This window comes from Exiguobacterium sp. U13-1 (assembly GCF_001750115.1).
GTDB classification, from domain to species: Bacteria; Bacillota; Bacilli; order Exiguobacteriales; family Exiguobacteriaceae; genus Exiguobacterium_A; species Exiguobacterium_A acetylicum.
In genome coordinates this window covers 2,805,509-2,831,969 of record NZ_CP015731.1, presented here as the reverse complement: position 1 = coordinate 2,831,969, position 26,461 = coordinate 2,805,509, and the positions used below count along the sequence as shown (strand labels likewise).

The window sequence follows — 26,461 nt, the reverse complement described above, 5'->3', positions numbered from 1 at the left end:
CAGAAGAATCGGGTCTTATTCATATTAAAAGACAGAGTCACGTGCCATCTCTGCAGCGTGACTACCGGCGCAATGACCCGTCACGAATGCAGCGGTGATGTTGTAACCACCTGTATAGCCATGGATATCAAGAATCTCTCCGGCAAAGAATAACCGGTCAGCTTTTTTCGACATCATCGTCTTTGGATCAATCTCTTTGATCGAGACGCCACCACCCGTGACGAAAGCTTTATCAAAGTCGAGCGTTCCTGTTGCTTTCAATGGGAATCGTTTTAATTTTTGCAAGAAGTCCGTCCAGTCCTGTTTCTTGACTTGTGTACAGACTTCATCGCCAAATCCGATTTGAGCAAAGAGAAGTTCAAGTAGACGTTCCGGCACGAAGCCGCGGAGGGCATTGCGCACCGTTTTCTTGGGATTGGCTGCAAGTGCGGCTTGGAAGCGTTCCGTTAACGCACCGAGTGATTCGTCCGGGAAGAGATCGATTGATAGATGGACGATCGTCTCCTTCGAACGTTTGCGCTCCTTGATCGTGTACTGGCTACAGCGTAAAGCAATCGGACCGCTTAAACCGAAGTGTGTGAAGAGTAGATCACCCGTATGTGTTTTGATTGCTTTGTCCTTTTTACCGTGGACCGTTAAGGCGACGTCACGCAGCGACAGCCCTTGTAATGTTTTTTCGTGAATGAACGTATCCCCTAATAAGATCGGGACTTCGGTCGGGAAGAGCTCCGTGATCGTATGACCCGCTTTTTCAGCCCACGGATAGCCGTCGCCTGTCGAACCGGTATGCGGAACGGATTGTCCGCCAACCGCGACGATACAACTCTTTGCTTCAAGGCGCATGCCGTTCTCTAAGAGGACAGCTGCAAAAGACCCATCCGGATGGAAGTCGAGCGTAGCGACTTGCGCGTCTGTTTGAATCTCGGCGCCATGCGCGCGAATTTGATCAATCAATACACGAACGACATCTGCGGCTTTATCCGAAACAGGGAACATCCGCCCGTTGTCTTCTTCTTTGAGTGCGACACCAAACCCTTCGAAGAGTTCGATGATCGATTCATTGTTGAATTGAGAGAAGGCGCTGTAAAGAAAACGTCCGTTTCCCGGAATCGACTGGACGAGCTCATCGAGTGGTTTTCGGTTCGTGACGTTGCAACGTCCGCCGCCTGAGATTGCAAGCTTCCGACCTAATTTATTTCCTTTATCAAGCAGGAGCGTCCGAGCTCCTGCTTGTAAAGAGGCGAGCGTCGCCATTAAGCCGCTCGGTCCGCCTCCGATTACGATTACATCGTACATATGGTCACCTCATTCATAGAATTCTGCTTGTTTCACTTTAGCAGAAGTTGTGACTGTAAACAAACCGTCTCTTTCAATTCAAGATAGACAGCGGTATAATGATTTGCAATTGTGTACGAGAGAACTTGTATAATGAGACAGTCACGATCAGAGTGTCGAGTATAAAAATTAGAAAGCGTGAGGGATGTTACCATGTCCACAGTCAGTAATAAGCAGTCTACTTCTTCCGGCAATTCAGGGTTCGTTCGTGGAACGATGCTCCTGTCCGGTGCGTCACTGATTTCCCGCGCACTGGGTTTGATTTATCTCTTTCCGTTTCAGTTCATGGTCGGCGCGACGGGCATCATGTTCTATACCTATGCCTACAATTATTATGCGATCATGATTGGACTCGCGACAGCGGGGATTCCTGTCGCCGTCTCGAAATTCGTCGCGAAATACAATGCACTAGGTGAGTATGATACGAGTGAACGATTATATCGGTCTGGTCTGAAAATCATGTCCTTGACCGGGATTGTTTCCTTCCTCGCTTTATTCTTTCTCGCGCCGTATTTAGCACACCGGGCCATTCCGGGTGGTGACGTCGATTCAGCAGCATACGTTGATGCCGTCACGATGACGATTCGTGGCGTAAGTTTCGCTTTACTCTTGATTCCACCGATGAGTATGACCCGAGGTTACTTCCAAGGGTATCAATCGATGGGACCAACAGCGATTTCGCAAATCTTGGAACAAATCGTCCGGATCATCTTCTTGCTTGCAGGAGTCAGCATTGCGATTTATTTATTTGATTCAGGTGCAGCATTTGCCGCAACGATTGCAACGTTCAGCGCCTTCATTGGCGCAATTGGTAGTGTCGCGGTTCTGATCTATTATTTCCGCAAACGTGCCAGCGGCTTGCAGGAACTACGTGCTACTCAAACCGTCCGTTCGCCGGATCGCCCGTTAACGGATTTGTATAAGGAATTATTGACGTATGCGATTCCAATCGTCATGGTCGGTCTTTCGACACCCCTTTATCAAGTCATCGACCAGAATACGATGAATGCCGCCTTACAAAGTATCGGTTACACGCTCGAAGCGGCCGGAAACGCGACTGCCTATCTGATTGCGGATAGTCATAAGATCGTCTTGATTCCGGTGTCGGTCGCAACAGGATTGTCGTTGTCGGCAACTCCACTGTTGACAGCTTCCTTCACGCAAGGCGATATGCGGAAAGTACGGGCTCAAATCTCACAGATTTATCAACTTGTTTTCTTCGTGACGATTCCGGCAGTCGTCGGAATGATTCTTTTAAGCGAAGAAACGTTCCATGTGCTCTTCCCGAAAGACCAAGCAGCATGGGTCTATCTGTTAAGCTATGCACCGAGTGCCTTATTCCTTGCCCTGTATTCTGTTACGGCAGCCGTCCTTCAAGGGATTAACCGTCAGTACTTCACGATCATCGCAACACTTGCTGGACTACTTGCGAAGTATCTCTTGAATGCGCCGTTGATTCATTGGACGGGTGATGGAACGGGTGCTGGTTATGCGACGATCATTGGTTATCTCGTTGCGACAGGATTGATGTTCTTCCGGATCACACAAACAGTGAAGTTCCCATTCAGTACGGTCTTGCGCCGGACATCATTGATTCTAATCATCAGTGCATTGATGGGGGCGGGTGTCGCGCTCGTCAAGTGGGGAATGGTGTCCTTTTTACCAGAGACGACATGGGCATCTCTTTTGATCCTGATCATTGGTGCGGCAGTTGGAATCGTGATTTTTGCTGGACTCTCGATTTGGAGTGGTTTAGCAGAAGTCGTATTAGGACGGAAAATTTCATTGAAACGAGGACGAGGTCATGCGTCTAGATAAATTATTATCTAACATGGGGGCAGGCTCCCGAAAAGAAGTAAAACTTTTGCTTAAGGCAGGAGCAATTCAAGTCGATGGTGAAATCGTGCGTGATCCAAAACAGCATGTCGATGTCGAGACGCAACAGGTTCTGATGTACGGCGAACCGGTCACGTATCAAAAATACATTTACTTGATGATGAATAAACCACCGGGTGTCATTAGTGCGACAGAGGATAAACGAGATGAGACCGTCATCGATCTGTTGTTTGAAGACGTGACGTATTTCAAACCGTTTCCGGTCGGACGACTTGATAAGGATACTGAAGGCTTATTGTTACTGACAAACGATGGAGCGTTCAATCATGCTTTGATGTCTCCGAAGAAACACGTCGAAAAAACGTATTACGCGGAAGTGACAGGTGTATTGACGCAAGAGGACGTCGAGGCAATTGCGGCAGGCGTCACCTTAGAAGACGATTATCAGGCAAAGCCAGGAAAACTTGTGATCTTATCGACGACAGAAACAGATTCAACGCTTGAATTGACGATCACGGAAGGGAAGTTTCATCAAGTCAAACGGATGATGCTTGCCCTCGGTAAAGAGGTCACATTCTTGAAACGGCGTTCGATTGGTCGCTTGGAGCTTGATCCGACACTTGTACTCGGGGATTATCGTGAACTGACGCCGGATGAATTATCCTTGTTTGATTGGCAACCTGAATAAGCAAAACGAAAGGCGATGGAATAATGTACATTCCATCGCCTTTTATTGTGGAATTCAATTATTGGTTACGTAGTGCTTCTGCGATCGGATAAGGACCGCTGAGTACTTCGAACACACGAGATTGTGTCGGATGATCAATCAAGTGAACGAACAGCGCTGCCACATCGTCACGAGGCACCTTACGATCTTCGTATGAATCAAAATGCTCTTTCGTTTCAACAGTACCTACCGGGTCATCGTAGCTGAGTGGGCCAGGACGGACGATCGTATAATCAAGTCCGCTTTCTTTTAGGTGAGCGTCTGCTGCTGCTTTCGATTCGAGATATACTTTTAGTTCGCCTTTCGGTTCTTCCGTACCGACTGAACTGAGCATTAGGAAACGATTGATCCCGTTGGTTTTTGCTGCATCGATGACTTTAATCGCGCCTTCCTGATCGACGGCACGTGTCAATTCGTCCGATGCGCCACCAGCACCCGCTGCAAAGATAACGACGTCCGCGTTACTGACGACACCACTGACATCCTTCGTCAAATCCCCAAGTCTGACTTCAGATGCACCGAGTGCAATCAAATCATTGATTTGATTTTCTTCCCGTACGACAGCGATCGCTTGGTGATCTCCTTGTTTAGCGATCAATTCGACCATTTTGCGTCCCGTCGTTCCGTTTGCTCCAATGATTAAAATATTCATTCTTATCATCTCCTTCTCCCAATAGCTATACCCCACGTTTTAAAAAAGATAACAAAAAAAGACGCGAAGAATCGCGTCATCGAAAGATATACATAGTGAAACAGTGGATCAACCCGCTTGCTTTTGTTTCTTACTCGACGTCCATGTACCGCGTCGAGGGCTCACAATGAGATTGTTGTATTCGAGCACGTTCAAATCCCGCTGGACGGTCCTTGAAGTGATGCCAAACTCTTCAACCAACTCTGCTGTCGTAGTAGCTCCGTTCTCTTGGATGTAGAGATAAATCGATTTAATCCGGGTCAACATACGGTCTGTAGAATCTTTCATTGGTATAACCACTCCCCCAATGGATAGAATAGTGTTCTAAAGCTTCGGGTGACAAAAGACAATGCAATATCCAGTTGTTTCGCCTTTAGTATAACGTTTTGATATTAAAATGCAAGTAATTTAACCGAACGTTTTCATAAAAAACATATTCAAATGGTTTGTAAAGTCGATGATTCAGGTTTTATTTAAGATTAATGTTCGTCATTTCAATAAATAAAAAAGAAAACAGAATTTGGATGTTCGTATCTGAACGAATATTCGCTATACTAGGAAGGTGTATAGGAAACGAATCCAAAACCCGTAATGAAGGAGCGAAATCAGATGGTGAATTGGAAAGAGGAAGTACTCGCACGTCGCGAGGACTTATTAGAAGATTTAAAAGAACTATTACGGATTCCGAGTGTACTCGACGAATCGACGATCGAAGAGGGCGCACCGTTTGGTCATGAAGTCAAACGTGCCCTCGATTGGATGCTCGCGACAGGGGAACGCGATGGGTTCACGTCAAAAAATGTCGATGGGTATGCAGGACATTTGGAGTATGGTCAAGGGGAAGAGTTACTCGGTATTCTTTGTCACTTAGACGTCGTACCAGCTGGTGGCGATCACTGGACATACGGTCCATTCAACCCGACGCTTGTAGATGGAAAACTGTATGCGCGTGGAGCAATCGATGATAAAGGACCGACGATGGCAGCGTATTATGCCCTGAAAATCGTCAAAGAGCTTGGCTTACCACTCTCGAAGCGCATCCGTCTGATTGCAGGAGGGGATGAGGAGAGTGAATGGCGTTGTGTCAATCATTACTTCAAACATGAAGAGATGCCAACACTCGGTTTTGCACCAGATGCCGACTTCCCGATCATCAATGCGGAAAAAGGACTCTATGATGGGTTATTGATTCAAGGGAAACCAGCGCAAGCCTCGGATACAGGCTACCATCTCGTTCGTTTTGAAGGTGGCGAACGTCCAAACATGGTTCCAGGTCATGCCCAAGCGCTTCTTCGTGTCGTCGAAGTAGGAACGCTTGAAACGGATTTCCATTCTTATCTTGAAGAACAAGGTTTGACGGGAACAGTCAAGCAAGAAACAGAAGGTCTCGTACTTGATGTCAACGGTGTCGCAGCCCATGCGATGGAGCCGGACAACGGTAAAAATGCTGCCTTACATTTGGCGCGTTTCCTCAATACGCTTCACTTGGATTATAACGGTCGTCGTTACATTCAACTCGTGACGCATATGTTCCGGGATTCTCGCGGTGTAGCAATTGGTGTCGCTGCTTCGGATGAAACAGGTGACTTGACGATCAACGGTGGCGTTTTCCGCTATGCTGAAGAACAAGGAACGGCGTCGATTAACATCCGTTACCCGTATACGGCAGACTTCACGGAACGTCTGCAAATCATTAAGGAAGCCGCGGCAGGATATGGTTTTGAATTGCAGACGCGGACGCATATGACACCGCACCATGTCGATCCAAACCATGAATTGATCAAGACGCTAAGTGCCGTTTATGAGCGTCACACGAACCAATCAGCTGATCTGATAGCGATTGGTGGCGGCACATATGCGCGTTCGTTGACGGCGGGAGTTGCTTTTGGTCCAGTCTTCCCGGGTGGTCCTGAAGTTGCCCACCAAGTCGATGAATATGTTGATTTTGATGAACTATTGCTTGCTGTCGCAATCTATGCAGAAGCGATTTATGAGCTCGCAAAATAATGATTGATGATCCCCGCATCGTAAAGATGGGGGGATTGCTTCTTGAAAGGAAGTTCCGTGTGAAAAATCGTCAAACCTATCATTTCCAAGCCTTATATTTCTTTATTTTCTTTGGACAAGGAGCGCTCATTCCGTATCTCGCGCTTTATTTCTCAAACGACGCGTTCGGACTGTCGGCTTCAGAGATTGGAACGATCGTTGCGATTGGACCGATTCTCTCCATTTTCCTACAACCTGTCTGGGGAATCGCGGCGGATCGCCTCGGGAAGCCGAAACGACTCTTACTCGTCGCGATGCTTGCTGCCGGTATTTTTACACTCAGTTACTTACTGACTTCTGCTTATCTACTTTTATTGTTGATTTCTTGCGTCTGGGCGTTGTTCCAGTGCGCGCATATTCCGCTCGTGGATACATTAGCGATCGAGTACACGCGAAAGCGTAAGGTGGATTATGGTGCTTTACGTCTTTTCGGCTCAGCAGGGTTCGCTTTAGCTGTTTTTGTTCTTGGGCAAATCACTGAGGATGGCGGACTAAATCTGATTTTTTATGCAACCGGTGCAGCATGGGTTCTCGGTTTCCTTGTGCTGATCGGTATTGAAGAGACGGGCAGCGTCCATGTTTCACATCAGCAACCCGTACCGCTAAAACAGCTCTTTTCGAATCGACGCTTCTTGTTATTCCTAGCAGGGGGAAGTTTAATCTTCGGACCAATCTTCGCCAACAATTATTACTTTGGCAGCTACGTCACGATTCGTGGCGAGACGACGGCACTCGTCGGAACACTATTCTTTGTCGCCGTTCTGTGCGAAATTCCGTTCATGCGCATCGCCTCGCGTCTGTTATTACGATTCGGAGCGATTCCGGTTCTTGTATTCGTCTCCTTGTTGTCGGCTGCGCGGACGGCGATGATTGCTTTAGAACTTCCGATCGTCACGCTATGGGTATTATCTGCGATGCAAGGAATGATCGTTGGTCTGTTGATCCCTGTCGCCTTAGATTATGTCCGATCGCTCGTTCCGGAGACGATGGTCGCAACAGCCGTCAGTACATATATGGCAATGACGACGGGACTCGCGACAGCGTTGTTTAATCTGATGAGTGGTTTTGTACTCGAGGAGAGTACAATCTATACCGTCTTTTGGGTATATACAAGTAGTAGTATCCTAGGCGCGATTCTGTATGGTATTAGTGGTCGTATGAAGGAGTGAACGCGACGATGAGACAAGAACAACACTTTTTCATTGCTTTGCCGATCCCTTCTAAAGATTTGGCAAATCTTGCTGAACGGTTATCGCTACCAGAGTACTTTCGTAATGTCTATACGTTAGAAGAGTACCATCTAACACTTCGTTTTTTCGGTCCATTAGAGGAAAAAGAACAGCAGTCGTGGAAACAGCAGTTACAGCAGATCGCACGTACGATGGAACCCTTCGTGCTGCGATTCGATCGTTTGATTACGTTTGGTCGGGGTGAACGACCACGCGTCGTAGGATTTGGAACAGAATCGAAGGAATTGTTTCAACTAGTGGAACAGATTGATCCGAATTCGACCAGACCATTCGTTCCGCATGTCACGATCGCGAAAAAATGGCGCACAGAGGCAGCCGAATGGAAGACGAGTCCGATCCGATCAGTAGAGTGGACTGTTCGTGAACTCGTTCTATTTGAAGTACGACCAGAGGTTTCACCGCGATATGAGCCGGTTTACCGGATTCATCTAGGTGAAGAGGAATGAGGTGATCCCCATCGCAATTTTGATGAAACTATATGACTTAGATAGTCGATTTGAAAAAAATCCGCTAGAGATGACGAAACGATTCGGTGAACACCAAGCACTTGATTATGCCCATGTCTATCGCAGATGGGAGGCAGGAGAGTTGTTTCCAGGAGAAACGCTCATCCGTCCGAAGAAGTGGTGGCAAGTGATGAAAAAAAGTGAAGTCATTCAACTTCCGGGTAAACAATTATCTCGAAGAGCGTTTGATAAATGGTACAAAAAACGTCTCGAGTTACAAAAACTCTTGAACGTCACTGGCGGAGCAGGGGAGGAGGACATTTGGCGGATTCCATTGAAACGTCATTTAGACTTCTACCAGATGCTGCATCTACTAAATGAACAGTATGCGATGTTTTATCGAGCGGTCATCCAATATCAAGTCGGAGAAGTCGAGTTGAGTCCGTTCGTCGTCGGTCCGTCTGCGATCTATATCATGGAATGGCTTGATGGCGACGAAAGTATCTATCATATCCGACGAGATAAGTTATGGCGGGAGCAGCCGTTCAAGGCTTCTGCAAAACAAATTTTGAATCCGAACATCGGTTTAAAGCGGACAGAAGATATTTTACGGGTCGTACTCGGACGAGATTACGTCTTGCCGATTGAACGAGTCATCCTCGCCCCTTCAGGTTATTTTGATCAAATTCCAAAAGAAACGACGACGACTTATGTCAATAAAGTCGATTTTCCGAATTGGGTGCAACGGATGAATGCGAATGCGACACATACAAAGGCATTTCAGATGCGAGTATGTGAAAAGATCCTAAAAGAGACGGTATCGATTCCGTTTCACATGGCGATTCAAAGTGAGGGACAGTCTCGAATCCAAGAGTAAGGGAGGGAGCGACGGCATTGTCGTTGCGAAAGAGATGACGAACCAAGAAGTAGCGATACCAGTGATCCGGGCGGAGTTCTTATCGTTCCAAAGCATCCGGGTCGAGGTCGAAGGCAATCCGTCAATCCACTGGTCGCTTGAATGTGATGGACAATCACTTGCGATCCAGCAAGTCGAGACACACCGTGAGGAACAATTGGTGATTTATGAATTGACGGTTCTGGAACCGGTCGAGCTAGAATGCCGATATGAGGTATTCGGAGCAGGGAGATCGATCCGCGTCGTTCCCGATCGGTTAGTTCGAACGGAAGCATTCGAGCGCAAGTACCGCTACGAAGGGAAACTCGGCGTCTGGGAAGAAGAGGGCGCATTTCACTTTGCTGTTTGGTCGCCGGTCGCAGAACGGATCATGTGTGTCGTGTGCGATCAAGATGAACATTTGATTGGAAAGTACGAAATGGAGCGACAAGAGCAAGGTGCCTATCATCTTGAACTGGAACAAGATATCGCAGAGTGCTGGTATCGGTATGAAGTGACGACATACCTTGGCACACAGGAGGTCGTTGATCCGTACGCTAGTGCGATATCGGAGAATGGTCGATACGGTGTTATCGTTGACGTCGAACGGACGATTACCAAGTGGTTTCCGAAGCGCGTCGCGCGTCCTCTGTTCGTCAAACCGTCAGACGCTGTCATCTACGAAGCGAATATTCGTGATTTCACGATCGATCACTCAGCTGGTTCAAGTCATCCGGGTCAATACGCAGGGATGACGGAACGAGGGACGTGCTCTCCTCGAGGTCATGCGACGGGACTTGATTATCTCCTGGATCTCGGGATCACCCATCTGCAATTGCTACCAGTCCACTTTTTTGAGACGACCGATGAACGAACGCGGTCTCCGTATAACTGGGGATACGACCCAATGCTTTGGTTCGGGCTAGCTGGGAGTTATGCGAGTTCGGTTGAACCACTCGTTCGCGTCAGAGAGTACGCGGAAATGGTAGAGCGGCTCCATGAAGCAGGCATTCGTGTCACATTCGATGTCGTCATGAATCACGTCTTCATTCGAGAACGCTCCTCTCTCGAACAGCTTGTCCCTGGTTATTATTTCCGCTACGAAGTAGACGGGACACTATCGAACGGAACGGGTGTCGGAAATGATACCGCATCCGAGCGATTCATGATGCGCCGCCTCATCGTTGACTGTTTGACGTACTTTGCTCGTGTCTACCGTATTGATGCCTTTCGATTTGATTTGATGGGGATTCATGACATTGAGACGATGAATGATGTTCGTTCGGCGCTCGATGCGATTGATCCAACGATTCTGGTGTATGGAGAAGGATGGGATCTTGCGACAGCGTTACCGGAACGATTAAAGGCGATGAGTGCCTCTGCTGCGCAAATGCCGCGGATCGCCCATTTTAATGATGTGTTCCGTGACGCGTTAAAAGGATCGACGTTCAGTGAGTTCGACCGAGGATTCGTTGCGGGAGATGGCTGGAAGGAAGGGGAGGTCCGAAACGGAATTGCGGGAAGTATCCACATCGACAATCAAACGCACGGACGTTTTCCGGAACCTACTTATTCCATCAATTACGTCGAGGCGCACGATAATCATACGTTATACGATAAATTAAAGTTATCTTGTCCAGGGGCGGATGAACTGCAATTATTGCGGATGAGTCGCCTAGCTCAGACGATTGCCTTGTTTGCGCAAGGGATTCCGTTTCTTCACGCAGGTCAAGAGTTTTTGCGCACAAAACAAGGTGTTGAAAACAGCTATAACGCACCAGACGAGATCAATCGAATGGACTGGGAACGGCGGGATGATCATCTGTCCCTTGTAACCTACATCAAGACGATTTTGCAGATTCGTAGAATGCATGGCGGATTCCGATTGCACCGAGCGAATCAGATTCGCGAGTTGCTTCATTTCATCGACTTACGTCCGGGTGTCATCGCTTATGAACTTGGAGCGGTCCACTCGTATGATGCATGGCAACGCACGCTCATCGTTTACAATACGACGCGCGAAATCGTTGAAGTCGGACTGGATCATTCGCGCTGGAATGTGCATGTACAAGGGGATGAGGCCTCGGTCGACCCGCTTCTAAAAGGTGTCGACAGGATTCAGGTCCTTCCGTTGTCAACGACGATTGCAACGTGTTAAGATAAGCATTGTGCCTTAGGCAAATCTACTAAAAAAGTTGAGCGGATTATAATGGAATTAGATATTTTAGATGCGCTTGGCGAAGGCTGGACCCTTACGCCAGCAGGTGGAATCACAGGAGAAGCGTACATCGCTTCAACCGGACAATCGAAGTTGTTCTTAAAACGAAATTCATCGCCGTTTTTGGCGATTTTATCCGCAGACGGAATCGTTCCGAAGTTATTATGGACGAAACGGATTTATAGTGGGGACGTCATCAGCGCCCAACAGTTCATTGAAGGGAACGAGTTAGAGCCCGAAATGATGGAACGCCCTGAAGTAGCACGTTTGCTTGGGAAAATCCATGATTCGAAGGAATTACTGTTCATGCTACAACAGCTTGATCAGCGCCCGATTGAACCTGATGAGTTATTGCGACAATGTCGTTTGTACTTCCAACCGGATGATTTAGAGGATCCGGAGCTCGTGGAACATGCGATGGTTTACCTCGAACAAAATCTGGAGCAGGTAAGAACGGATGAGCAGGTCGTTTGTCATTCAGATTTGAACCACAATAACTGGTTGACGGGAGCAGACGGTCAACTCTACCTGAACGATTGGGATGATGCGATCATTGCTGACCGTGCGTACGATCTTGGAATGATGTTATACAGTTATGTCGACGAAGCAGCTTGGCCAGAATGGTTTGAACATTATGGACATCCATTGACGAGTGATTTGAAGCGACGCATGCACTGGTATGTCGTAGCGCAAGCGGTACTATCACTCTACTGGTATGAAGATACGCGTCATCCAGATGTCGACGACAGTTATCATTTTCTTGAACAGCTACTTGAATACTCAAACGACTAAAAAGCGTGTCATTCCGAAAGGGAACGACACGCTTTTTTTGCTTAACCTTCTGCGATTTTAATTTCTTTTTCAATATCGTGACTTTCGAGATCTGCCGATCGATAAGCCTCTGTCGTCGGTAGACGTAAATCAAGTTGCGACTTTTCTTCGAATGTGACGGTGACGTTCTTGACTGTGTAGTCAAAGACGTGACCACCACCTTCGTGGGCAGCATCGATGAAATGAAGATGATATCCGGCGACGGCGATCCCGTGACCGAATCGTGGTGTATAGTATCCGGCAAGCGTTCCTTCCGTGTGCTCGAACGTACGAGCACTTTGAGAAGCGACAGCTTCCGTAATCGGAACGAACGGCTTCTCCTGACGCGCAACGGTGCGTGTCTGAACCTCCGTGAACGTTCCATCAATCCGGATAGCATAAAAGCTATTGATCGTAGGGAGTTGTTCGTTCAGCCAGTGCTCAAACGTCGCTTTTGACATCTCTTCCGTCACGGTCAGGGTTTGTTCCGGCTCGAAACGGGTTAATGTCGCGAAAGGGGTCGTCGTCTCGGGTTGAAGCGGTCGAGCGCTACCATCTGAGCGGAGTTGATAGAACTGTCCATCGACTCCAATCATCTCACCGTCTAAGTGGTCAAACGTTCCGATACCGAAATCACGTTGATCAAGGACGGAAGCGTACGTCACTTCACTCTCGAATACGCCGTCAAGCAGTGCCATCATCGTTGAAATCTGGACGAGTGTTTTATCGTGTGCCATGTGAATCCTCCTTAGTTCAATTGATCGAGATGAACTTGTTCTCCGAGCGCGATGTTGTCACGGTAATCGATCGGCACATCAACGATGACGGGACCGTCTGTCGCGAGTGCTTCATCCATGATTGCTGCGAGTTCCGAAGGATGATTGACACGGAGTCCTTTTGCTCCAAAGCTTTCCGCATATTTGACGAGATCGACGTCACCAAATGACGTACCGGATTTCCGTTTGTATTTCATCTCTTGTTGGAACGCGACCATATCGAATCCGCTATCGCGCCAAACGAAGTGGACGAGTGGTGAGTTCAAACGGACAGCTGTCTCAAGTTCCATTGCAGAGAAGAGGAATCCGCCGTCACCTGAAATCGAGACAGCTTTCTTCCCAGGACGGACGAGTGTAGCTGCGATTGCCCATGGAAGTGCGACGCCGAGCGTTTGCATCCCGTTACTAAAGAGGAGGTGGCGTGGTTCGTACGAACGGAAGTGACGTGCCATCCAGATATAGTGTGAGCCGACATCGACCGTGACCGTGACATCGTCCGCAATTTTTTCACGTAACGTCTTCATGAAATAAAGTGGATGCGTCAATGGAGAATCCGCGACAGGAGGAACATCGCGATCGACAAGACGTTGATGTAATCCTTCAAGGAACTGAACCGAGCTTTCCGGTAATGTGAGTGGTTGCAGGCGTTCAGCGATCGCGTCGACTGTTTTCGCCATATCACCGACAAGCTCACGGTCGGGACGATAGAAATGATCAATTTCAGCACGCATTTGATCGATGTGAACAAGCGTCCGGTCGTGCGTTGGTTGGTTCCAGAATTTCGGGTCATAACCGATTGGGTCATATCCGATCGAGAGGACGAGATCGGCTTCTGCAAGTAACGCATCTCCCGGCTGATTACGGAACAATCCAACACGTCCGTAAAAATTCGATTCAAGCTCACGTGATAATGTACCGGCCGCTTGGAATGTCTGAACGACAGGGATCGAGACATTTTTGAGTAACGAACGAATCGCATGTACGACGTCTGGTTGACTCGCGCGCATACCGAGTAACAAGACAGGGAGTTTTGCATCTTGAATCAGACGGGCTGTTTCGTCGACCCATGCTTCTGGTGCCACACCAAGCTTTGGTGCTTCGACCGCACGGAACGCCGTGACGTTCGCTTCGCTTAGCCCGACGTCTTGCGGGATACTGACGAAAGCAGCTCCAGCTGTCGTTTCAGCTGTTCGGAAAGCATTCGATAATACTTCTGGAATGTTGTCGGCATCTTGCACTTCCGCACTGAAGTTCGTAATCGGTGTAAAGAGTGCCTGGTTGTCCATTGACTGATGTGTTCGTTTTAAACGATCGGCTCGCGTGACAGCTCCGGCAATTGCGACAACAGGGTCACCTTCAGAGTTCGCTGTCACAAGACCAGTCGCTAAATTCGATGCCCCAGGACCAGATGTCACAAGGACAACACCCGGTTTGTCCGTTAAGCGTCCGATGGCTTGAGCCATGAAGGCAGCATTTTGTTCGTGCCGTGCAACGATGAGTTCAGGTCCCCGGTCCTGTAACACATTGAAGACGGAATCGATTTTGGCGCCGGGAATACCGAAGATGTAATCGACACCCTGCTCGATGAGTGAATCGACGACTAGGTCCGCACCTGTTTTCTTCTGTACTAGTTCTTTTGAATCACTGTTTTTATTTTCGTTCATTACAATTCTCCTTTTTACCAACGTTTTTGGTGTTCGATAGCTGTAATAAATTATCTGTTTCAAAAAAAGTATACATCTGTTTCATGGTAAAACCAACCTAAAATCGTTTAGAAAATAAAAAAAGTACCTTGTGTACGATTACACAAGGTACAGAGATTGCTCTTATTCGACGTCGACTTTTCCGAAAGTCGCCCAGACGAACAAAGCAGTGATTCCCAATACGAGAACGATGGGAGATGCCCAACTAATCAAGAAATCATCCACAGGATAGCCCTCCTTTTCGGTTCTTACGTACCTTAAGTGTATTAGAATGCTCACTATTTCTCAAGTGACGAACTGCTGAACATTCTTCGAAAGGAAATGAAGAAGTTCTTATATAATTACCCGAATCATGATAAACTTATCTGCGGATAATTTAAGTTTGGAAAGGATGAACGATAGTGCGTTTACGACATAAACCATGGGCGCAGGATTATATGAAGGAACAATCCTCGATCTATATAGCAGAACCAGCATCTCTTAAAGGAGCATGGGCTAGCGAGTTCAAAAATGATAATCCGATCTATATCGAAGTGGGATCAGGGAAAGGAGCCTTCATTACCGGAATGGCGCACCAACACCCGGATGTCAACTTCATCGCGATTGAATTATTCGAAAGCGTTGCCGTGACAATCGTTCAAAAATTGGTCGAGACACCACAATCGAACGTTCGCGTCTTGACGGTCGATGCAAAAGACCTACGTGATTACTTTGAAAAAGGCGAAGTGGCCCGCGTGTACTTGAACTTCTCTGATCCATGGCCAAAGACACGTCATGCGAAACGCCGTTTGACGTATAAAACATTCCTCTCGACATATGAAGATATTTTACCGGCGAAAGGGCAAATCCATTTCAAGACAGATAATCGGAAGTTGTTTGAATCGAGTTTGATGACGATGTCAGCATACGGCATGCGCTTCGACTGGATGTCGCTTGATTTACATGCGAATGAACCGGAAGATAACGTCCGAACAGAGTACGAAGAGCGTTTTTCATCAATGGGTCAACCGATTTATCGGATGGAAGCAACGTACCAAAATTAATTTAGACAAAAAGTTTTCTTATTTTCCTGGTATTTCTTTCACACTTTTTTCTTATTAATTGGTACAATGTTGTTGACTGAAGAACTTGTACTTATAGGTAAAGGGGGAATTTGGGGATGTGGCAGAAAAGCTTAGCCTTCGTAACGGCGCTCTTTCTCGCGTTAAGTATCGGTCAATCGGTACTTGCTGCGGTTGATACCTCAGAAATGACGAAAGCATTAAATGAGGAATTACCAACGACGCATTACGATTATAAAAAAGGTTCGGTCGAAATCGAGGATCCGAAGACGTTCACGAATGAAAAAGGAGAAGAAGTCATTGGCGGAATCGCTGTCATCGAGACAGTCCGTGACGGCATCTTCATCACGATCAAACGTGAAATCCACTTCTTCAATGCCGATAGCGGTAAATTGTTGACGAGTGCCGATGCTGCAAAAGTTGATGGCGTAAAAGAATACATCGACAGCAACTCGGATAATCTTCAACAAAAAGTCGTCTACTGGTTACCGATGCTCTTGATGTTGTTGATCATCGCTGTACCAGCGGTCATCTTATACATCGTTGTTCCACGTCTATACTCGACGACGGAATACATGAACCCGATCTACGAACGCAACGACAACCCGCGTTAATTAAGAAAAAAAGCCTCTATCCAATCGGATAGGGGCTTTTCTCATGCAAGCAATACAAAGATGAAAGCAAGTATGGCAGGCAAGCCTTGTTTGAGTAAAATAGAGCGATTGGCAGTCGCGGCACCATAAAGCGCAGCGATGATGACACACGCTAAAAAGAACAATTGGACAGCGACATCCTCACGAATCAGACCGAATACTAATCCGGCTGCTAAAAACCCATTATATAAGCCTTGATTCGCAAAAAGTGTGCGAATTTGTTGTGATGCAACAGCTTCGTCCGTTAAGCCGAACGTTCGACGAGCCGCTTTGGAAGAAAGAAAGAACATTTCAAGTGCTAAAATATAAAAGTGTTCCAAAGCAACGAGGATAACGAACAGCGTAGCAAGAATCGACATGAATCATACCTCCTTTACATGAACGTGGAAAAAAGACCGTACTTCGTCGATCGAAGCACGGTCTTTTGATTAAGCGTATTCGAGTAAAGCGCCGGTTTCGGCATCAACTGTGAATTGATACGTTTTTTCGTCATCACCTTCAAGGACCGAGATGCCACCTTTGTAGCTTTGGTAGTCACGTGACTCATATGCGTAAGCCTCTGGTGTTGCAGAGATCCATGCACCTTGGACACGTCCTTTTGCTGAAAATGTGCGTTTCGTGATTTCGAGCGCTTCCTCGGCAGAAAGTTGTTTGTTATCAACGGCTTTCTTCACTGCGAAAGCGGCGACGACAGCTGCTGCCAATCCGATAATCCAATAGCGTTTTTTCATTAAAATTCCCCTCCTTACAGGTTCTATTCCTACTGTACCAAATAATTCGTTCAGAGAGAAACAAAAGGTTAAGTGATAGAAGCAATTTTTTGTATAATGAGAAGCAGGAGGCGATACATATGAATGAAAAAACGAGAGAGTTATTTCGAACACTGACGGAATTAAATGGGGCACCGGGGTTTGAGCACGACGTTCGTCAGTTCGTTCGCGAACGCATCACACCTGTCACGGATGAGATCGTTACGGATGGACTCGGTTCGATTTTCGGGAAACGAACAGGCGATGTGACAGGACCGAAAGTCATGGTTGCCGGGCACATGGACGAAGTGGCATTCATGGTGACGCAAATCACGAAGAACGGAATGTTACGGATTCAACCGCTCGGTGGCTGGTGGAGCCAAGTGTTGCTTGCGCAACGCTTCTCGATCTGTACGGACAACGGTGTCATCCCTGGTGTTATCGCATCGATTCCACCACACTTATTGACAGAAGAAGTACGCAATAAGCCAATGGCGATCAAAGACATGTTCATCGATATCGGTGCGGACTCCAAAGAAGAGGCGGAATCGTTCGGAGTACGTCCAGGTATCCCTGCCGTACCATTCTTCCCGTTCACACCGATGGCGAATCCGAAGAAGATCATGGCGAAAGCATGGGATAACCGCTATGGTGTCGGAATGGCGATTGAATTGCTGGAAGAGACGACAGCGGCGGATCATCCGAACATTTTGTTCTCGGGTGCAACGGTTCAAGAAGAAGTTGGATTGCGCGGTGCGCAAACAGCGACAGCACTCATCGATCCCGATGTCGCGTTCGTCGTCGACGCTTCTCCTGCCAATGATGCATCAGGAGACAAAACGGAATTCGGTCAACTCGGACAAGGACCATTGCTTCGAATTAAAGACAGTGTCATGATCCTCTCAAAAGAGATGACGGATTACGTCCTCGATACGGCAGAATCGAACAAAATTCCGTACCAATACTATGTCGGTGCAGGTGGGACCGATGGTGGTGTCATCCATCGTTCGAATAATGGGATTCCAACGACAGTCGTTGGCTTACCAGCACGCTACATCCATACGCATGCATCGATCATGCATACAGATGATTATGATGCGGCGAAGGAATTGCTTCGGAAACTCGTCACGAATCTCGATGCGACAACGCTCGCGACGCTACAAGTCAAGTGAATGACATGACAGACAGTGGATGTGAATCCGCTGTCTGTTTTTGTTTAATAAGAATGATGTAAATACTAACTGTCTTGTCAGTTGAAAAAACAATGTAGTCGGATAGAAAGGAGATTTGATATAATGATACGCGATGTTAAGAAAAGGACGTGACAAGATGTTCAAACAAAAAGGGATTTCACTTAGCCCTAAAGTATATTTCATAACCGTATTAAGTTATATGGCACTTGGCTTGTTTAGTTCGTTGATCATGGGTCTCATCATCCGGACGATTGGTGAAGGACTGGTCGATCGTGGTGTAGAGGCGAAGTTTCTCATTCAGTTAGGAGAGCAGGCGATCGCGCTGACGGGACCAGCAATCGGTGTGGCTGTAGCGTTTGCACTTGAGGCACCACCGCTGATCTTGTTCGCAGCAGTTGCCGTTGGTGCGTTCGGATATGAAGCAGGAGGACCAGCAGGTAGTTACATTGCAACGCTTCTTGCGACAGAGATCGGAAAACTCGTTTCAAAGACGACGCGACTTGATATTTTATTGACGCCGTTCGTTACGTTACTAGCTGGATTCGTTGCCGGACGTTACGCAGGGAAGTGGATTGGAAAAGGCATGACGGATCTGGGCGAGTTGATTCGTTGGGGAACGGAACGCGAACCATTATTCATGGGAATTTTCGTTGCTACCGTCATGGGTCTTGCATTGACAGCGCCGATTTCGAGTGCTGCGCTTGGAATCATGCTTGGTTTGGATGGACTTGCTGCAGGGGCGGCGACGATCGGTTGTGCGGCACAGATGATTGGATTTGGCGTCATCAGTTACCGTGATAACGGAATCGGTGGTGTGGTTGCCCAAGGGATTGGAACATCGATGTTACAAGTAGGGAATATCATTCGAAATCCTTGGATTCTTCTACCACCGACGGTAGCCGGTGCTATACTAGCGCCATTCGCGACTGTTCTGTTAATGCTTGAGAGCAATCCAGAAGGTTCTGGTATGGGTACGAGCGGATTCGTTGGTCCGTTGATGTTATTAAAAACGATGGGGTTCGAAATGGAGTATTACCTAGCAGTTGCTGTCCTCTGTTTCCTTGCGCCTGGTATCATCAGTTATTTCATCTATCGTGTCTTACGACGCTTTGGGCGAATTCAAGATGGCGACTTAAAAATCGAATATTAAGTACAAAAAGCTGATTCTAAAGGATATGCCTGTTTGACCGGATGGTGGACGAACAAGCATATGACTTTTTGAATCAGCTTTTTTCATAAAGAGAATCCAAATGAACTTGAATAAAAACTCGTAAAGAAAACGTAGAGATAAATGAGATAAAGTGGAGTCAAATACCGCATGCGTACGACGGGTAATTTTCGAGCGAGTCGTTTTCCGAGTGCTTCGAGTAAAATGATGATCGCAAAACCGATGACTAAATACAAAAAGATTTCCGGTAAGCTCCGTTCGGAATCGATGAAAGAATAGCCGTAACGTAAACAACTTGTCATGCCGATGAAGCCGACGAAGCGTTCGAACGGATGTTTGATTGGTTGATCTGCCATAGTGAAGTCCTTTCCAGGTGTTTTCTAGTTGCAGTATAGCAAACCAAGCACGAAAACGCACAGCCACAATTGAATATGCTATGATGAGAGCAATGACTTCTAGGGAAATCAAAGGAGGAAATCATCATGAAAACATTACAATCCAAACAAGAATTCGATACAGCAAAACAAGGAAATGCCGTCTTTTTATTCTCAGCAAACTGGTGCCCGGATTGCCGCTTCTTAGATCCGTTCATGCCGGAAATCGAGCAAACATTTAACGGCTTCGAGTTTTACTATGTCGATCGTGACGATCATATTGAAATTGCCCAGGAAATGGACATCTTCGGAATTCCAAGTTTTGTTGCGTTCCGCGATGGTGAAGAGACAGGGCGTTATGTTGGGAAAGAGCGGAAAACACCAGAACAGGTGACAGCATTTTTAGAGACGGTTTAAGAAAAAAGCGAGCGCTGACTCGCTTTTTTTCATGATAGAAAGGATGAATTCGAATGGAACTACAACAAATCCGAAGAATGATGACACAAACATTTGAAGAAGAAGGGTACACGACGTATTTCGATCGTGAAAAGTCTGTATTACGAATTGAGCGAAAGCACGATAAATCAGGCGTTGATGTCGGATTGAATCCGCTTGTCGCAAAAGCAAAACGAAGAGGTGTCATCGCGGTCGAAGAGACGATCGAATATATCCGTGCTGTACTCGGACAAACGGATCAAATCTCACTCGTTGGACAAGAACAAAAAATCTTTCCCGTCATTCGCGCTAAATCGTTTGCCGATACGACAAAAGAAGGAAAGACGCTCGTCAGTACACCACATACGGGCGAGACGAAAATCATGTACGCACTCGATTTAGGAGCGACGTATCGTTTGATTGATGAGGAGTTACTGGCATCTGCAGAGTGGACAGCTGAACAGTTATCAGAAGCAGCTCGTTTTAATGTGAAATCGCTTGATGCGCCATTCAAACAAGACGAAGTCGCAGGGAATATCTTTTATTTCTTGAGTCTCGGTGACGGATACGAGGCGAGTCGTGTTTTGAACAAGACGTTATTAGCCGATTATGCGGCGCAAATCGAAGGAGAATTCGCTGTCGGGATTCCGCATCAGGATGTCCTGATTTTCGCTGATATTCGGAATGATGCCGGATATGATGTCTTACAGCAACTGATGTTTGACTTCTTCTCGAACGGTCGTGTCCCGGTCACGGCATTACCATTCTTATATGAAGATGGCAATCTAGAACCGGTCTTCGTCCTTGCGAAAAACAAGCAGCCGAAAGAGTGAAGAATCTGATACAATAGGCATTGTGAGAAAGACGGAAGGGAGTCATGGATTGAATGAATGTGTTTTATAATAAAGAGGGCGTCGGCGACGTCTTAATGATTATTTTGGAAGGCGCACCACGTGCGGAAGTGACAGCGACTCGTGAAGGAGACGTAGCAATTATCAAGCATGGTGATCGTGTCGTCGGTTACAACCTGTTTGATGCTTCGACTACATTTACGATCGAGACACAAGGACCGGTTGAATTGACGGAAGAATTGGCAACACGCATCCAAAAGGAACTGGCGAGTCGAGATATCAAATTGTCACTCGAACAAGTGGATTATTCTCCGAAATTCGTTGTTGGGTTCGTTGCTTCTTGCGAGAAGCATCCGGATGCTGATAAATTATCGGTCTGTCAGGTAGAAGTAGATAACGGAACTTTACAAATCGTTTGTGGAGCACCGAATGTAGCGGCGGGTCAAAAAGTAGTCGTTGCTAAACCAGGAGCGGTCATGCCGTCTGGGTTAATCATCCGTCCTTCGGCGTTACGCGGCGTACCATCAAGCGGTATGCTCTGCTCAGCGCGTGAGCTCGGGCTTGTCGATGCACCACAAGAAAAAGGGATTCTTGTACTCGATGATACAAAAGCAGTAGGGGAAGCATTCTCAATCGGTCGATGATTCGACCGATTTTTTAACAAGATGGAGGGGTGAACGTATGAGTAATCGTTATGAACAGTCACTAAAAGAGCAGGCTGCCCGGATTCGTCGAGAGCTTGCAGGGGAACGTGAGACAAAGCCGGTAGAACGTCCGAAAAAAGAGGAGCGTGAAGATCGCTTCGTTTTAACGGATGTTCCTTCACCGATTTATGGATTCCAACGTCCGAAGCAATCTGCATCGGAAATCGTAAAAGCTACGGAAGAAACGGAAACGAGTGAGCAGGTTTCGGAAACAGTGGAAGAGGGAAATACCGATGAGGTTGCTTTGACGGATCAAGAACTGATCGCGCCAGAAGTCGTAGTAGACGAAGCGGAAGCAGATGCTGGTCTTGTACCGGTGACGGACGTCGAATTGCTCGTACCGGAACCTCACACAAGTGAAGAACTCGTGAGAGAAGAAGTACCGACCGTAACGGAAGTAGAAGAAACGGACGTAATTGAAACCTCTTCCAACAGTGAGACGATGGAACAATCAGCTATTACGACAGAGGCATCAAATGAAGCGTCTGCTGATGAAAAAGAAGCTGAGCAACAATTGGAGAGCTTCGAACCGATTCTTGATACATCTGCTATTGAAGTAGATCAAGATTCATCTGTTACCGAGGTGGATAAGCCTGTTCAGTCGGAAGTGAAAAAACCGGTCGGACCGCCTGTCAACGTCGTCATGACAACGAAAGACTTGATGGCGATGTATCGCGCACGTCGCGAGCAAAATAATTTACATGGTAAAAAATAAATCGGTTTGCTATAATGGTACAGGTTTTGTACCCGAGCCCGATGGTACGGACCGGAACGTGAATTGGAGGGCTTTTATATGACAAAGTATCATTTTGTTGGAATCAAAGGAACGGGGATGAGTGCGCTCGCCCAAGTACTACATGAGATGAATCATGAGGTACAAGGTTCAGACATCGAAAAGCACATTTTTACTGAAGACGCGTTACGAGCTAAGGGAATTCCATTTTTCCCGTTCAATGCGGATAACATCAAAGAAGACTACGTCATCATCCAAGGGAATGCCTTTGGGGATGATCATCCAGAAATCGCACGGGCAAATGAACTTGGTTTAACCATCCATCATTATTACGATTTCTTAGGACACTTAGCAAATGAATATCGTTCAGTCGCCATTACAGGCTCACACGGAAAAACGTCGACGACAGGTTTGCTTTCACACGTCTTAAGTGGAATCACACCAACGGCTTTCTTGATCGGAGACGGTACAGGAGCAGGTGTAGAGGATGCGAAGGCATTTGTCTTCGAGGCATGTGAATACAAACGTCACTTCTTATATTACAAGCCGGACTACGCTATCATGACGAATATCGACTTCGATCATTCGGATTATTTCACAGGAATCGATGACGTCGTTTCGGCATTCCAAGAGATGGCGATGCAGGTTAAGCAAGCGATCGTTGCTTGTGGAGATGATGAGCATCTTCAAAACATTCAAGCGAATGTACCTGTTCTCTATTATGGATTTGGAGAAAACAATGATTTCCGCGCAGAAAACGCGACGTCAACGCCAGACGGTACATCATTTGATGTCTATTTACGTGATGATTTCTACGGCACGTTCCTCATTCCAGGATTCGGTCGTCATCATGTCTTGAATGCACTTTCTGTCATTGCGATCTGTCAGTACGAAGGATTGAGCAAAGACGACGTTGCTGAACGTTTAGCTACATTTGGTGGTGTGAAACGCCGCTTTAGTGAGTCGGAATTCGGCACACAAATCCTAGTAGATGATTACGCGCACCATCCGAAGGAAATCAGCGCAACGATTGAGTCGGCACGAAAGAAATATCCGGACCGTGAAGTCATTGCGATTTTCCAACCGCATACGTACACACGCTTAAAATCATTCATGGATGATTTCGCGACTTCTTTACGTGAAGCAGATGCGACATATCTATGCGAAATCTTTGGATCGGCACGTGAGCAGGAAGGGCAAGTTCGCGTCGAAGATTTACAAGAGAAGATTCCGCAAGCTTCTATTCTGACACGCGACAACGTTTCTGTCCTACGTCAGCATGAAAATGCTGTGCTTCTGTTCATGGGAGCAGGCGATATCCAAACGTACCAGCACCAATACCAAAGTGTAAAATAAATAACAGATCAAAAAGTGTCACTCGACTGGAGTGGCACTTTTTTTGTCGTAATTTTGAATTATGATAATAATTTCAAAAAACCGATGAGGAAAATCTAAAATAGGATTGCATCTTGAAATAAAGTTTGAAATAGTGTGTATGTGTTGAAGTTATTAACAGAAAGGAAAGACACCATGGGACAGATTTTACTCATCTTATTGCTCCAGTTGATTTACGTTCCTGTATTGACATTACGGACGATCATGCTCGTCAAAGGGCGGACGGTCATCGCCGGATTATTTGGAACGGTTGAAACATTAATTTACATTTTTGCACTAGGAATCGTGTTCCAAGACTTAACGACACTCGGTATGGTCGTTTATGCGCTTGGATTTGGTCTAGGAATACTCGTCGGTGGATATGTCGAACGAAAACTCGCCATCGGTTACAATATGATTCAAGTGCATACACAAGAATTTCCAGCGGAACTGATTCAAGTCATTCGTGATAATGGATTTGGTGTGACACATTATCAAGGACAAGGACGCGACGGTGTCCGTTACCGGTTAGATGTTCTTGCAGCCCGAACACGTATGAAAGTGTTACGTAATCTCGTTGAGGAATACGAGCCAAAGGCCTTCCTCGTTGCCTTTGATTCCGTTGACTTTAAAGGTGGCTACATGTTGAAAGGTCTAAAACGCCCTCGTTGAATGACTCTTCCTGAAAATGATGTTTATCCTTTGTTATTTAAGGATAAAGATGAAGTAGGACGTCATTTGAAATCAGGAAAGGGGAATGTCAGATGATTAGTAATCATGCAAAATCAGCTTTAAATCAACAGGTAGCAAACTATGGAGTACTGTTCGTTAAACTCCACAATTATCATTGGTACATTAAAGGACCAGATTTCTTAACACTTCACGAGAAGCTCGAAGAACTGTATACATGGGTGTCTGAACAATATGATGTCGTTGCGGAACGTCTCCTAATGAATAACGGAACACCTTCTGCGACACTGAAAGAGTATTTAGAGCAAACGACGCTTGAAGAAGCGAAATCGGGGTTATCGGCAGATGAAATGATTGATTCTGTCATCAAAGACTTCCAACAAGTCCGAAAAGAGATGCTCGATGCGATTGAACATCTTGAGGCACAAGACGTGACGGTTGAAGATGATCTGCTTGGTCAAGCGAAGGAAATCGAAAAACAAATTTGGATGCTTCGTGCGACATTGAAAAAATAAGTTAAAGAAAACGGATGACCCGGTCCTGTAAAGGATCAGCCATCCGCTTTTTCTTATTTCAAGTTTTCAGGATTGAGGACTTCGAGTTCTGGAAGGACGAAACGACCGTCTTTGCGGATCAATACGTCGTCGAACCAGATTTCTCCACCACCGTAATCAGGACGTTGGATGTTAACGAGATCCCAGTGAACGGATGAGTCATTACCGTTGTAGGCTTCTTCGTAAGCTTGACCTGGTGTGAAGTGGAAGCTGCCATCGATCTTTTCATCAAACAAGATATCTTTCATCGGATGCTGGATGAATGGATTGACACCGATCGCGAATTCGCCGACGAAACGAGAACCAGCATCTGTATCGAAGACTTGGTTGATTCGATCTGTATCGTTTGCCGTCGCTTCTACGATTTTACCGTCTTTGAACGTCAGTTTGACGTTTTCAAAGGTGAACCCTTGATACGGAGATGGTGTGTTATATGAGATGACACCGTTGACCGAATCCTTGACCGGTGCCGTAAAGACTTCGCCGTCTGGAATGTTGGCGTTCCCAGCGCATTTGATGGCTGGGATGTCTTTGATCGAAAACGTTAGATCCGTTCCTGGTCCGACGAGGCGAACGCGATCCGTCCGGTTCATCAAGTCGACGAGTGGTTCCATCGCTTGGCCCATTTTTTCATAATCAAGCGTACAGACATCAAAGTAGAAGTCTTCGAATGCTTCTGTCGATTGGTTGGCAAGTTGTGCCATCGATGCAGTTGGGAAACGAAGGACGACCCATTTCGTTCCTTTGACACGATCTTGTGTGTGCATCTTACCGATCGTTTGACCGTACAGTTTCATTTGTTCAGCCGGCACATCTGATAATTCATTGATGTTATCACCAGCACGTAGTCCGATGTATGCGTCCATCGCTTGCATCTGCTTGCGTTCAATGTCTGCCATCAATTGGAGTTGCTCTTCTGAAGCATTTCGGTATAATTTTCGTAGGATACGATTATCCTTAAGTAAGACGAACGGATGACCGCCAGCCGCGTAGGCAGCTTCAACGAGTGCCTCAACCAGTTCGCGTTCGATGCCGAAGTTTTCAATCAATACTTTTTCACCAGGTTCAAGGGCAACCGAATAGTTAATGAGATTCGTTGCCAGTTGAGTAAGACGTGGGTCACGCATGAAATTTCCCCCTCGAAATGGATGATATAGGTTTCAATTATCATTGTAACGGAAATAAACCA

At 46.6% G+C, this 26,461-nt stretch carries 29 protein-coding genes; 19 read left to right on the top strand and 10 right to left on the bottom strand.

Annotation, left to right across the window (positions count from 1 at the left end; all coding sequences use genetic code 11):
- Nucleotides 1-24: 24 nt before the first annotated feature.
- Nucleotides 25-1,296 (bottom strand): BaiN/RdsA family NAD(P)/FAD-dependent oxidoreductase, encoded by a 1,272-nt coding sequence (locus tag ESP131_RS14690; protein ID WP_069940893.1) that lies wholly within the window; start codon nt 1,294-1,296, stop codon nt 25-27.
- 192 nt (nt 1,297-1,488) lie between these two features.
- On the opposite strand from ESP131_RS14690, the gene ESP131_RS14685 reads away from it, so the two are divergent.
- Together ESP131_RS14685 and ESP131_RS14680 are read left to right on the top strand one after the other, a co-directional pair.
- Nucleotides 1,489-3,153 (top strand): putative polysaccharide biosynthesis protein, encoded by a 1,665-nt coding sequence (locus tag ESP131_RS14685; protein WP_069940892.1) that lies wholly within the window; start codon nt 1,489-1,491, stop codon nt 3,151-3,153.
- On the top strand, nt 3,140-3,859 hold the full coding sequence (locus ESP131_RS14680; protein ID WP_069940891.1) for a pseudouridine synthase: 720 nt from the start codon (nt 3,140-3,142) through the stop codon (nt 3,857-3,859). The genes ESP131_RS14685 and ESP131_RS14680 overlap by 14 nt, the downstream gene beginning before the upstream one ends.
- Nucleotides 3,860-3,917: 58 nt before the next feature.
- Here the strand turns inward: ESP131_RS14680 and ESP131_RS14675 are convergent, their stop codons facing one another.
- Both ESP131_RS14675 and ESP131_RS14670 read right to left on the bottom strand, forming a co-directional pair.
- Nucleotides 3,918-4,550, bottom strand: a complete 633-nt coding sequence (locus ESP131_RS14675; protein ID WP_069940890.1) for an SDR family oxidoreductase — start codon at nt 4,548-4,550, stop codon at nt 3,918-3,920.
- A 108-nt stretch (nt 4,551-4,658) separates the two neighbouring features.
- Nucleotides 4,659-4,877, bottom strand: coding sequence for a DeoR family transcriptional regulator (locus ESP131_RS14670; protein ID WP_023469095.1), 219 nt, complete (start codon nt 4,875-4,877; stop codon nt 4,659-4,661).
- A 321-nt stretch (nt 4,878-5,198) separates the two neighbouring features.
- Between ESP131_RS14670 and pepV the strand changes: the two genes are divergently transcribed.
- The 6 genes from pepV to ESP131_RS14640 are packed head-to-tail and all read left to right on the top strand — an operon-like array spanning nt 5,199 to nt 12,236.
- On the top strand, nt 5,199-6,596 hold the full coding sequence (pepV, locus tag ESP131_RS14665) for a dipeptidase PepV (protein WP_047393487.1): 1,398 nt from the start codon (nt 5,199-5,201) through the stop codon (nt 6,594-6,596).
- Between the two features lie 59 nt (nt 6,597-6,655).
- Nucleotides 6,656-7,804, top strand: coding sequence for an MFS transporter (locus tag ESP131_RS14660; protein WP_047393490.1), 1,149 nt, complete (start codon nt 6,656-6,658; stop codon nt 7,802-7,804).
- An 8-nt stretch (nt 7,805-7,812) separates the two neighbouring features.
- Nucleotides 7,813-8,331, top strand: coding sequence for an RNA 2',3'-cyclic phosphodiesterase (gene thpR / locus ESP131_RS14655; RefSeq protein WP_029342376.1), 519 nt, complete (start codon nt 7,813-7,815; stop codon nt 8,329-8,331).
- A 1-nt stretch (nt 8,332) separates the two neighbouring features.
- A complete protein-coding gene (locus tag ESP131_RS14650) occupies nt 8,333-9,208 on the top strand; it encodes a hypothetical protein (RefSeq protein WP_231925647.1) in 876 nt (291 codons plus the stop codon).
- A 34-nt stretch (nt 9,209-9,242) separates the two neighbouring features.
- Nucleotides 9,243-11,384 carry a type I pullulanase gene (gene pulA, locus ESP131_RS14645; RefSeq protein ID WP_069940889.1) on the top strand — a complete coding sequence of 714 codons (2,142 nt, stop codon included), beginning with the start codon at nt 9,243-9,245 and terminating at the stop codon, nt 11,382-11,384.
- Nucleotides 11,385-11,435: 51 nt separating this feature from the next.
- The gene (locus ESP131_RS14640) at nt 11,436-12,236 is read left to right on the top strand and encodes a phosphotransferase family protein (protein ID WP_029342373.1); all 801 of its coding nucleotides are present in this window, start codon (nt 11,436-11,438) and stop codon (nt 12,234-12,236) included.
- A 41-nt stretch (nt 12,237-12,277) separates the two neighbouring features.
- Here the strand turns inward: ESP131_RS14640 and budA are convergent, their stop codons facing one another.
- The 3 genes from budA to cydS all read right to left on the bottom strand — a co-directional run bounded on the left by budA (nt 12,278) and on the right by cydS (nt 14,958).
- Nucleotides 12,278-12,991 (bottom strand): acetolactate decarboxylase, encoded by a 714-nt coding sequence (gene budA, locus ESP131_RS14635; RefSeq protein ID WP_069940888.1) that lies wholly within the window; start codon nt 12,989-12,991, stop codon nt 12,278-12,280.
- An 11-nt stretch (nt 12,992-13,002) separates the two neighbouring features.
- Nucleotides 13,003-14,694 carry an acetolactate synthase AlsS gene (alsS, locus tag ESP131_RS14630; RefSeq protein ID WP_029342371.1) on the bottom strand — a complete coding sequence of 564 codons (1,692 nt, stop codon included), beginning with the start codon at nt 14,692-14,694 and terminating at the stop codon, nt 13,003-13,005.
- 162 nt (nt 14,695-14,856) lie between these two features.
- The gene (cydS, locus tag ESP131_RS17085) at nt 14,857-14,958 is read right to left on the bottom strand and encodes a cytochrome bd oxidase small subunit CydS family protein (protein ID WP_023469087.1); all 102 of its coding nucleotides are present in this window, start codon (nt 14,956-14,958) and stop codon (nt 14,857-14,859) included.
- Nucleotides 14,959-15,134: 176 nt separating this feature from the next.
- On the opposite strand from cydS, the gene trmB reads away from it, so the two are divergent.
- Both trmB and ESP131_RS14620 read left to right on the top strand, forming a co-directional pair.
- Nucleotides 15,135-15,776 (top strand): tRNA (guanosine(46)-N7)-methyltransferase TrmB, encoded by a 642-nt coding sequence (gene trmB / locus ESP131_RS14625; RefSeq protein WP_029342370.1) that lies wholly within the window; start codon nt 15,135-15,137, stop codon nt 15,774-15,776.
- 116 nt (nt 15,777-15,892) lie between these two features.
- Nucleotides 15,893-16,408, top strand: a complete 516-nt coding sequence (locus ESP131_RS14620; protein ID WP_029342369.1) for a hypothetical protein — start codon at nt 15,893-15,895, stop codon at nt 16,406-16,408.
- A gap of 41 nt (nt 16,409-16,449) precedes the next feature.
- Here ESP131_RS14620 and ESP131_RS14615 read toward each other — a convergent pair whose 3' ends face one another.
- Together ESP131_RS14615 and ESP131_RS14610 are read right to left on the bottom strand one after the other, a co-directional pair.
- Nucleotides 16,450-16,806 (bottom strand): DUF1304 domain-containing protein, encoded by a 357-nt coding sequence (locus ESP131_RS14615; protein WP_029342368.1) that lies wholly within the window; start codon nt 16,804-16,806, stop codon nt 16,450-16,452.
- A gap of 69 nt (nt 16,807-16,875) precedes the next feature.
- A complete protein-coding gene (locus ESP131_RS14610; RefSeq protein WP_012371126.1) occupies nt 16,876-17,178 on the bottom strand; it encodes a PepSY domain-containing protein in 303 nt (100 codons plus the stop codon).
- Between the two features lie 119 nt (nt 17,179-17,297).
- Here ESP131_RS14610 and ESP131_RS14605 point away from each other — a divergent pair, with 119 nt between their 5' ends.
- Together ESP131_RS14605 and ESP131_RS14600 are read left to right on the top strand one after the other, a co-directional pair.
- Nucleotides 17,298-18,368, top strand: a complete 1,071-nt coding sequence (locus ESP131_RS14605) for a M42 family metallopeptidase (protein ID WP_029342367.1) — start codon at nt 17,298-17,300, stop codon at nt 18,366-18,368.
- Between the two features lie 157 nt (nt 18,369-18,525).
- Nucleotides 18,526-19,539 (top strand): PTS sugar transporter subunit IIC, encoded by a 1,014-nt coding sequence (locus ESP131_RS14600; RefSeq protein ID WP_029342366.1) that lies wholly within the window; start codon nt 18,526-18,528, stop codon nt 19,537-19,539.
- Between the two features lie 83 nt (nt 19,540-19,622).
- Here ESP131_RS14600 and ESP131_RS14595 read toward each other — a convergent pair whose 3' ends face one another.
- Complete coding sequence (locus tag ESP131_RS14595) at nt 19,623-19,913, bottom strand: hypothetical protein (RefSeq protein ID WP_029342365.1); 291 nt, start codon at nt 19,911-19,913, stop codon at nt 19,623-19,625.
- Nucleotides 19,914-20,039: 126 nt separating this feature from the next.
- On the opposite strand from ESP131_RS14595, the gene ESP131_RS14590 reads away from it, so the two are divergent.
- The 7 genes from ESP131_RS14590 (at nt 20,040) to ESP131_RS14560 (ending at nt 25,233) form a co-directional block, all read left to right on the top strand.
- Nucleotides 20,040-20,348 carry a thioredoxin family protein gene (locus tag ESP131_RS14590; protein ID WP_023469079.1) on the top strand — a complete coding sequence of 103 codons (309 nt, stop codon included), beginning with the start codon at nt 20,040-20,042 and terminating at the stop codon, nt 20,346-20,348.
- A gap of 53 nt (nt 20,349-20,401) precedes the next feature.
- Nucleotides 20,402-21,199, top strand: a complete 798-nt coding sequence (locus ESP131_RS14585) for a DUF1444 domain-containing protein (RefSeq protein WP_029342364.1) — start codon at nt 20,402-20,404, stop codon at nt 21,197-21,199.
- Between the two features lie 53 nt (nt 21,200-21,252).
- Nucleotides 21,253-21,861: a YtpR family tRNA-binding protein gene (ytpR, locus tag ESP131_RS14580; protein WP_069940887.1), complete on the top strand. Its 609-nt coding sequence runs from the start codon at nt 21,253-21,255 to the stop codon at nt 21,859-21,861.
- A 37-nt stretch (nt 21,862-21,898) separates the two neighbouring features.
- The gene (locus tag ESP131_RS14575) at nt 21,899-22,636 is read left to right on the top strand and encodes a hypothetical protein (protein WP_069940886.1); all 738 of its coding nucleotides are present in this window, start codon (nt 21,899-21,901) and stop codon (nt 22,634-22,636) included.
- A 78-nt stretch (nt 22,637-22,714) separates the two neighbouring features.
- A complete protein-coding gene (gene murC, locus ESP131_RS14570) occupies nt 22,715-24,010 on the top strand; it encodes a UDP-N-acetylmuramate--L-alanine ligase (protein WP_023469075.1) in 1,296 nt (431 codons plus the stop codon).
- 174 nt (nt 24,011-24,184) lie between these two features.
- Nucleotides 24,185-24,700, top strand: a complete 516-nt coding sequence (locus ESP131_RS14565; protein WP_023469074.1) for a DUF2179 domain-containing protein — start codon at nt 24,185-24,187, stop codon at nt 24,698-24,700.
- A gap of 92 nt (nt 24,701-24,792) precedes the next feature.
- Nucleotides 24,793-25,233, top strand: coding sequence for a Dps family protein (locus ESP131_RS14560; protein WP_023469073.1), 441 nt, complete (start codon nt 24,793-24,795; stop codon nt 25,231-25,233).
- Nucleotides 25,234-25,286: 53 nt separating this feature from the next.
- Here ESP131_RS14560 and ESP131_RS14555 read toward each other — a convergent pair whose 3' ends face one another.
- Nucleotides 25,287-26,399 (bottom strand): aminopeptidase, encoded by a 1,113-nt coding sequence (locus tag ESP131_RS14555; RefSeq protein ID WP_029342360.1) that lies wholly within the window; start codon nt 26,397-26,399, stop codon nt 25,287-25,289.
- Nucleotides 26,400-26,461: the final 62 nt, after the last annotated feature.

Excerpts from the sequence above, each read along its gene's own strand:
- ESP131_RS14595 (WP_029342365.1), bottom strand. The coding sequence starts at position 19,913 with ATGGCAGATCAACCAATCAAACATCCGTTCGAACGCTTCGTCGGCTTC.
- ESP131_RS14685 (WP_069940892.1), top strand. The coding sequence starts at position 1,489 with ATGTCCACAGTCAGTAATAAGCAGTCTACTTCTTCCGGCAATTCAGGG.
- thpR (WP_029342376.1), top strand. The coding sequence starts at position 7,813 with ATGAGACAAGAACAACACTTTTTCATTGCTTTGCCGATCCCTTCTAAA.
- ESP131_RS14620 (WP_029342369.1), top strand. The coding sequence starts at position 15,893 with ATGTGGCAGAAAAGCTTAGCCTTCGTAACGGCGCTCTTTCTCGCGTTA.
- ESP131_RS14610 (WP_012371126.1), bottom strand. The coding sequence starts at position 17,178 with ATGAAAAAACGCTATTGGATTATCGGATTGGCAGCAGCTGTCGTCGCC.
- ESP131_RS14560 (WP_023469073.1), top strand. The coding sequence starts at position 24,793 with ATGATTAGTAATCATGCAAAATCAGCTTTAAATCAACAGGTAGCAAAC.
- ESP131_RS14680 (WP_069940891.1), top strand. The coding sequence starts at position 3,140 with ATGCGTCTAGATAAATTATTATCTAACATGGGGGCAGGCTCCCGAAAA.
- ESP131_RS14615 (WP_029342368.1), bottom strand. The coding sequence starts at position 16,806 with ATGTCGATTCTTGCTACGCTGTTCGTTATCCTCGTTGCTTTGGAACAC.
- ESP131_RS14675 (WP_069940890.1), bottom strand. The coding sequence starts at position 4,550 with ATGAATATTTTAATCATTGGAGCAAACGGAACGACGGGACGCAAAATG.
- ESP131_RS14670 (WP_023469095.1), bottom strand. The coding sequence starts at position 4,877 with ATGAAAGATTCTACAGACCGTATGTTGACCCGGATTAAATCGATTTAT.
- ESP131_RS14605 (WP_029342367.1), top strand. The coding sequence starts at position 17,298 with ATGAATGAAAAAACGAGAGAGTTATTTCGAACACTGACGGAATTAAAT.
- pepV (WP_047393487.1), top strand. The coding sequence starts at position 5,199 with ATGGTGAATTGGAAAGAGGAAGTACTCGCACGTCGCGAGGACTTATTA.
- alsS (WP_029342371.1), bottom strand. The coding sequence starts at position 14,694 with ATGAACGAAAATAAAAACAGTGATTCAAAAGAACTAGTACAGAAGAAA.
- ESP131_RS14690 (WP_069940893.1), bottom strand. The coding sequence starts at position 1,296 with ATGTACGATGTAATCGTAATCGGAGGCGGACCGAGCGGCTTAATGGCG.
- pulA (WP_069940889.1), top strand. The coding sequence starts at position 9,243 with ATGACGAACCAAGAAGTAGCGATACCAGTGATCCGGGCGGAGTTCTTA.
- ESP131_RS14590 (WP_023469079.1), top strand. The coding sequence starts at position 20,040 with ATGAAAACATTACAATCCAAACAAGAATTCGATACAGCAAAACAAGGA.
- ESP131_RS14600 (WP_029342366.1), top strand. The coding sequence starts at position 18,526 with ATGTTCAAACAAAAAGGGATTTCACTTAGCCCTAAAGTATATTTCATA.
- murC (WP_023469075.1), top strand. The coding sequence starts at position 22,715 with ATGACAAAGTATCATTTTGTTGGAATCAAAGGAACGGGGATGAGTGCG.
- ESP131_RS14575 (WP_069940886.1), top strand. The coding sequence starts at position 21,899 with ATGAGTAATCGTTATGAACAGTCACTAAAAGAGCAGGCTGCCCGGATT.
- ESP131_RS14640 (WP_029342373.1), top strand. The coding sequence starts at position 11,436 with ATGGAATTAGATATTTTAGATGCGCTTGGCGAAGGCTGGACCCTTACG.
- ESP131_RS14555 (WP_029342360.1), bottom strand. The coding sequence starts at position 26,399 with ATGCGTGACCCACGTCTTACTCAACTGGCAACGAATCTCATTAACTAT.
- ESP131_RS14565 (WP_023469074.1), top strand. The coding sequence starts at position 24,185 with ATGGGACAGATTTTACTCATCTTATTGCTCCAGTTGATTTACGTTCCT.
- ytpR (WP_069940887.1), top strand. The coding sequence starts at position 21,253 with ATGAATGTGTTTTATAATAAAGAGGGCGTCGGCGACGTCTTAATGATT.
- ESP131_RS14585 (WP_029342364.1), top strand. The coding sequence starts at position 20,402 with ATGGAACTACAACAAATCCGAAGAATGATGACACAAACATTTGAAGAA.
- budA (WP_069940888.1), bottom strand. The coding sequence starts at position 12,991 with ATGGCACACGATAAAACACTCGTCCAGATTTCAACGATGATGGCACTG.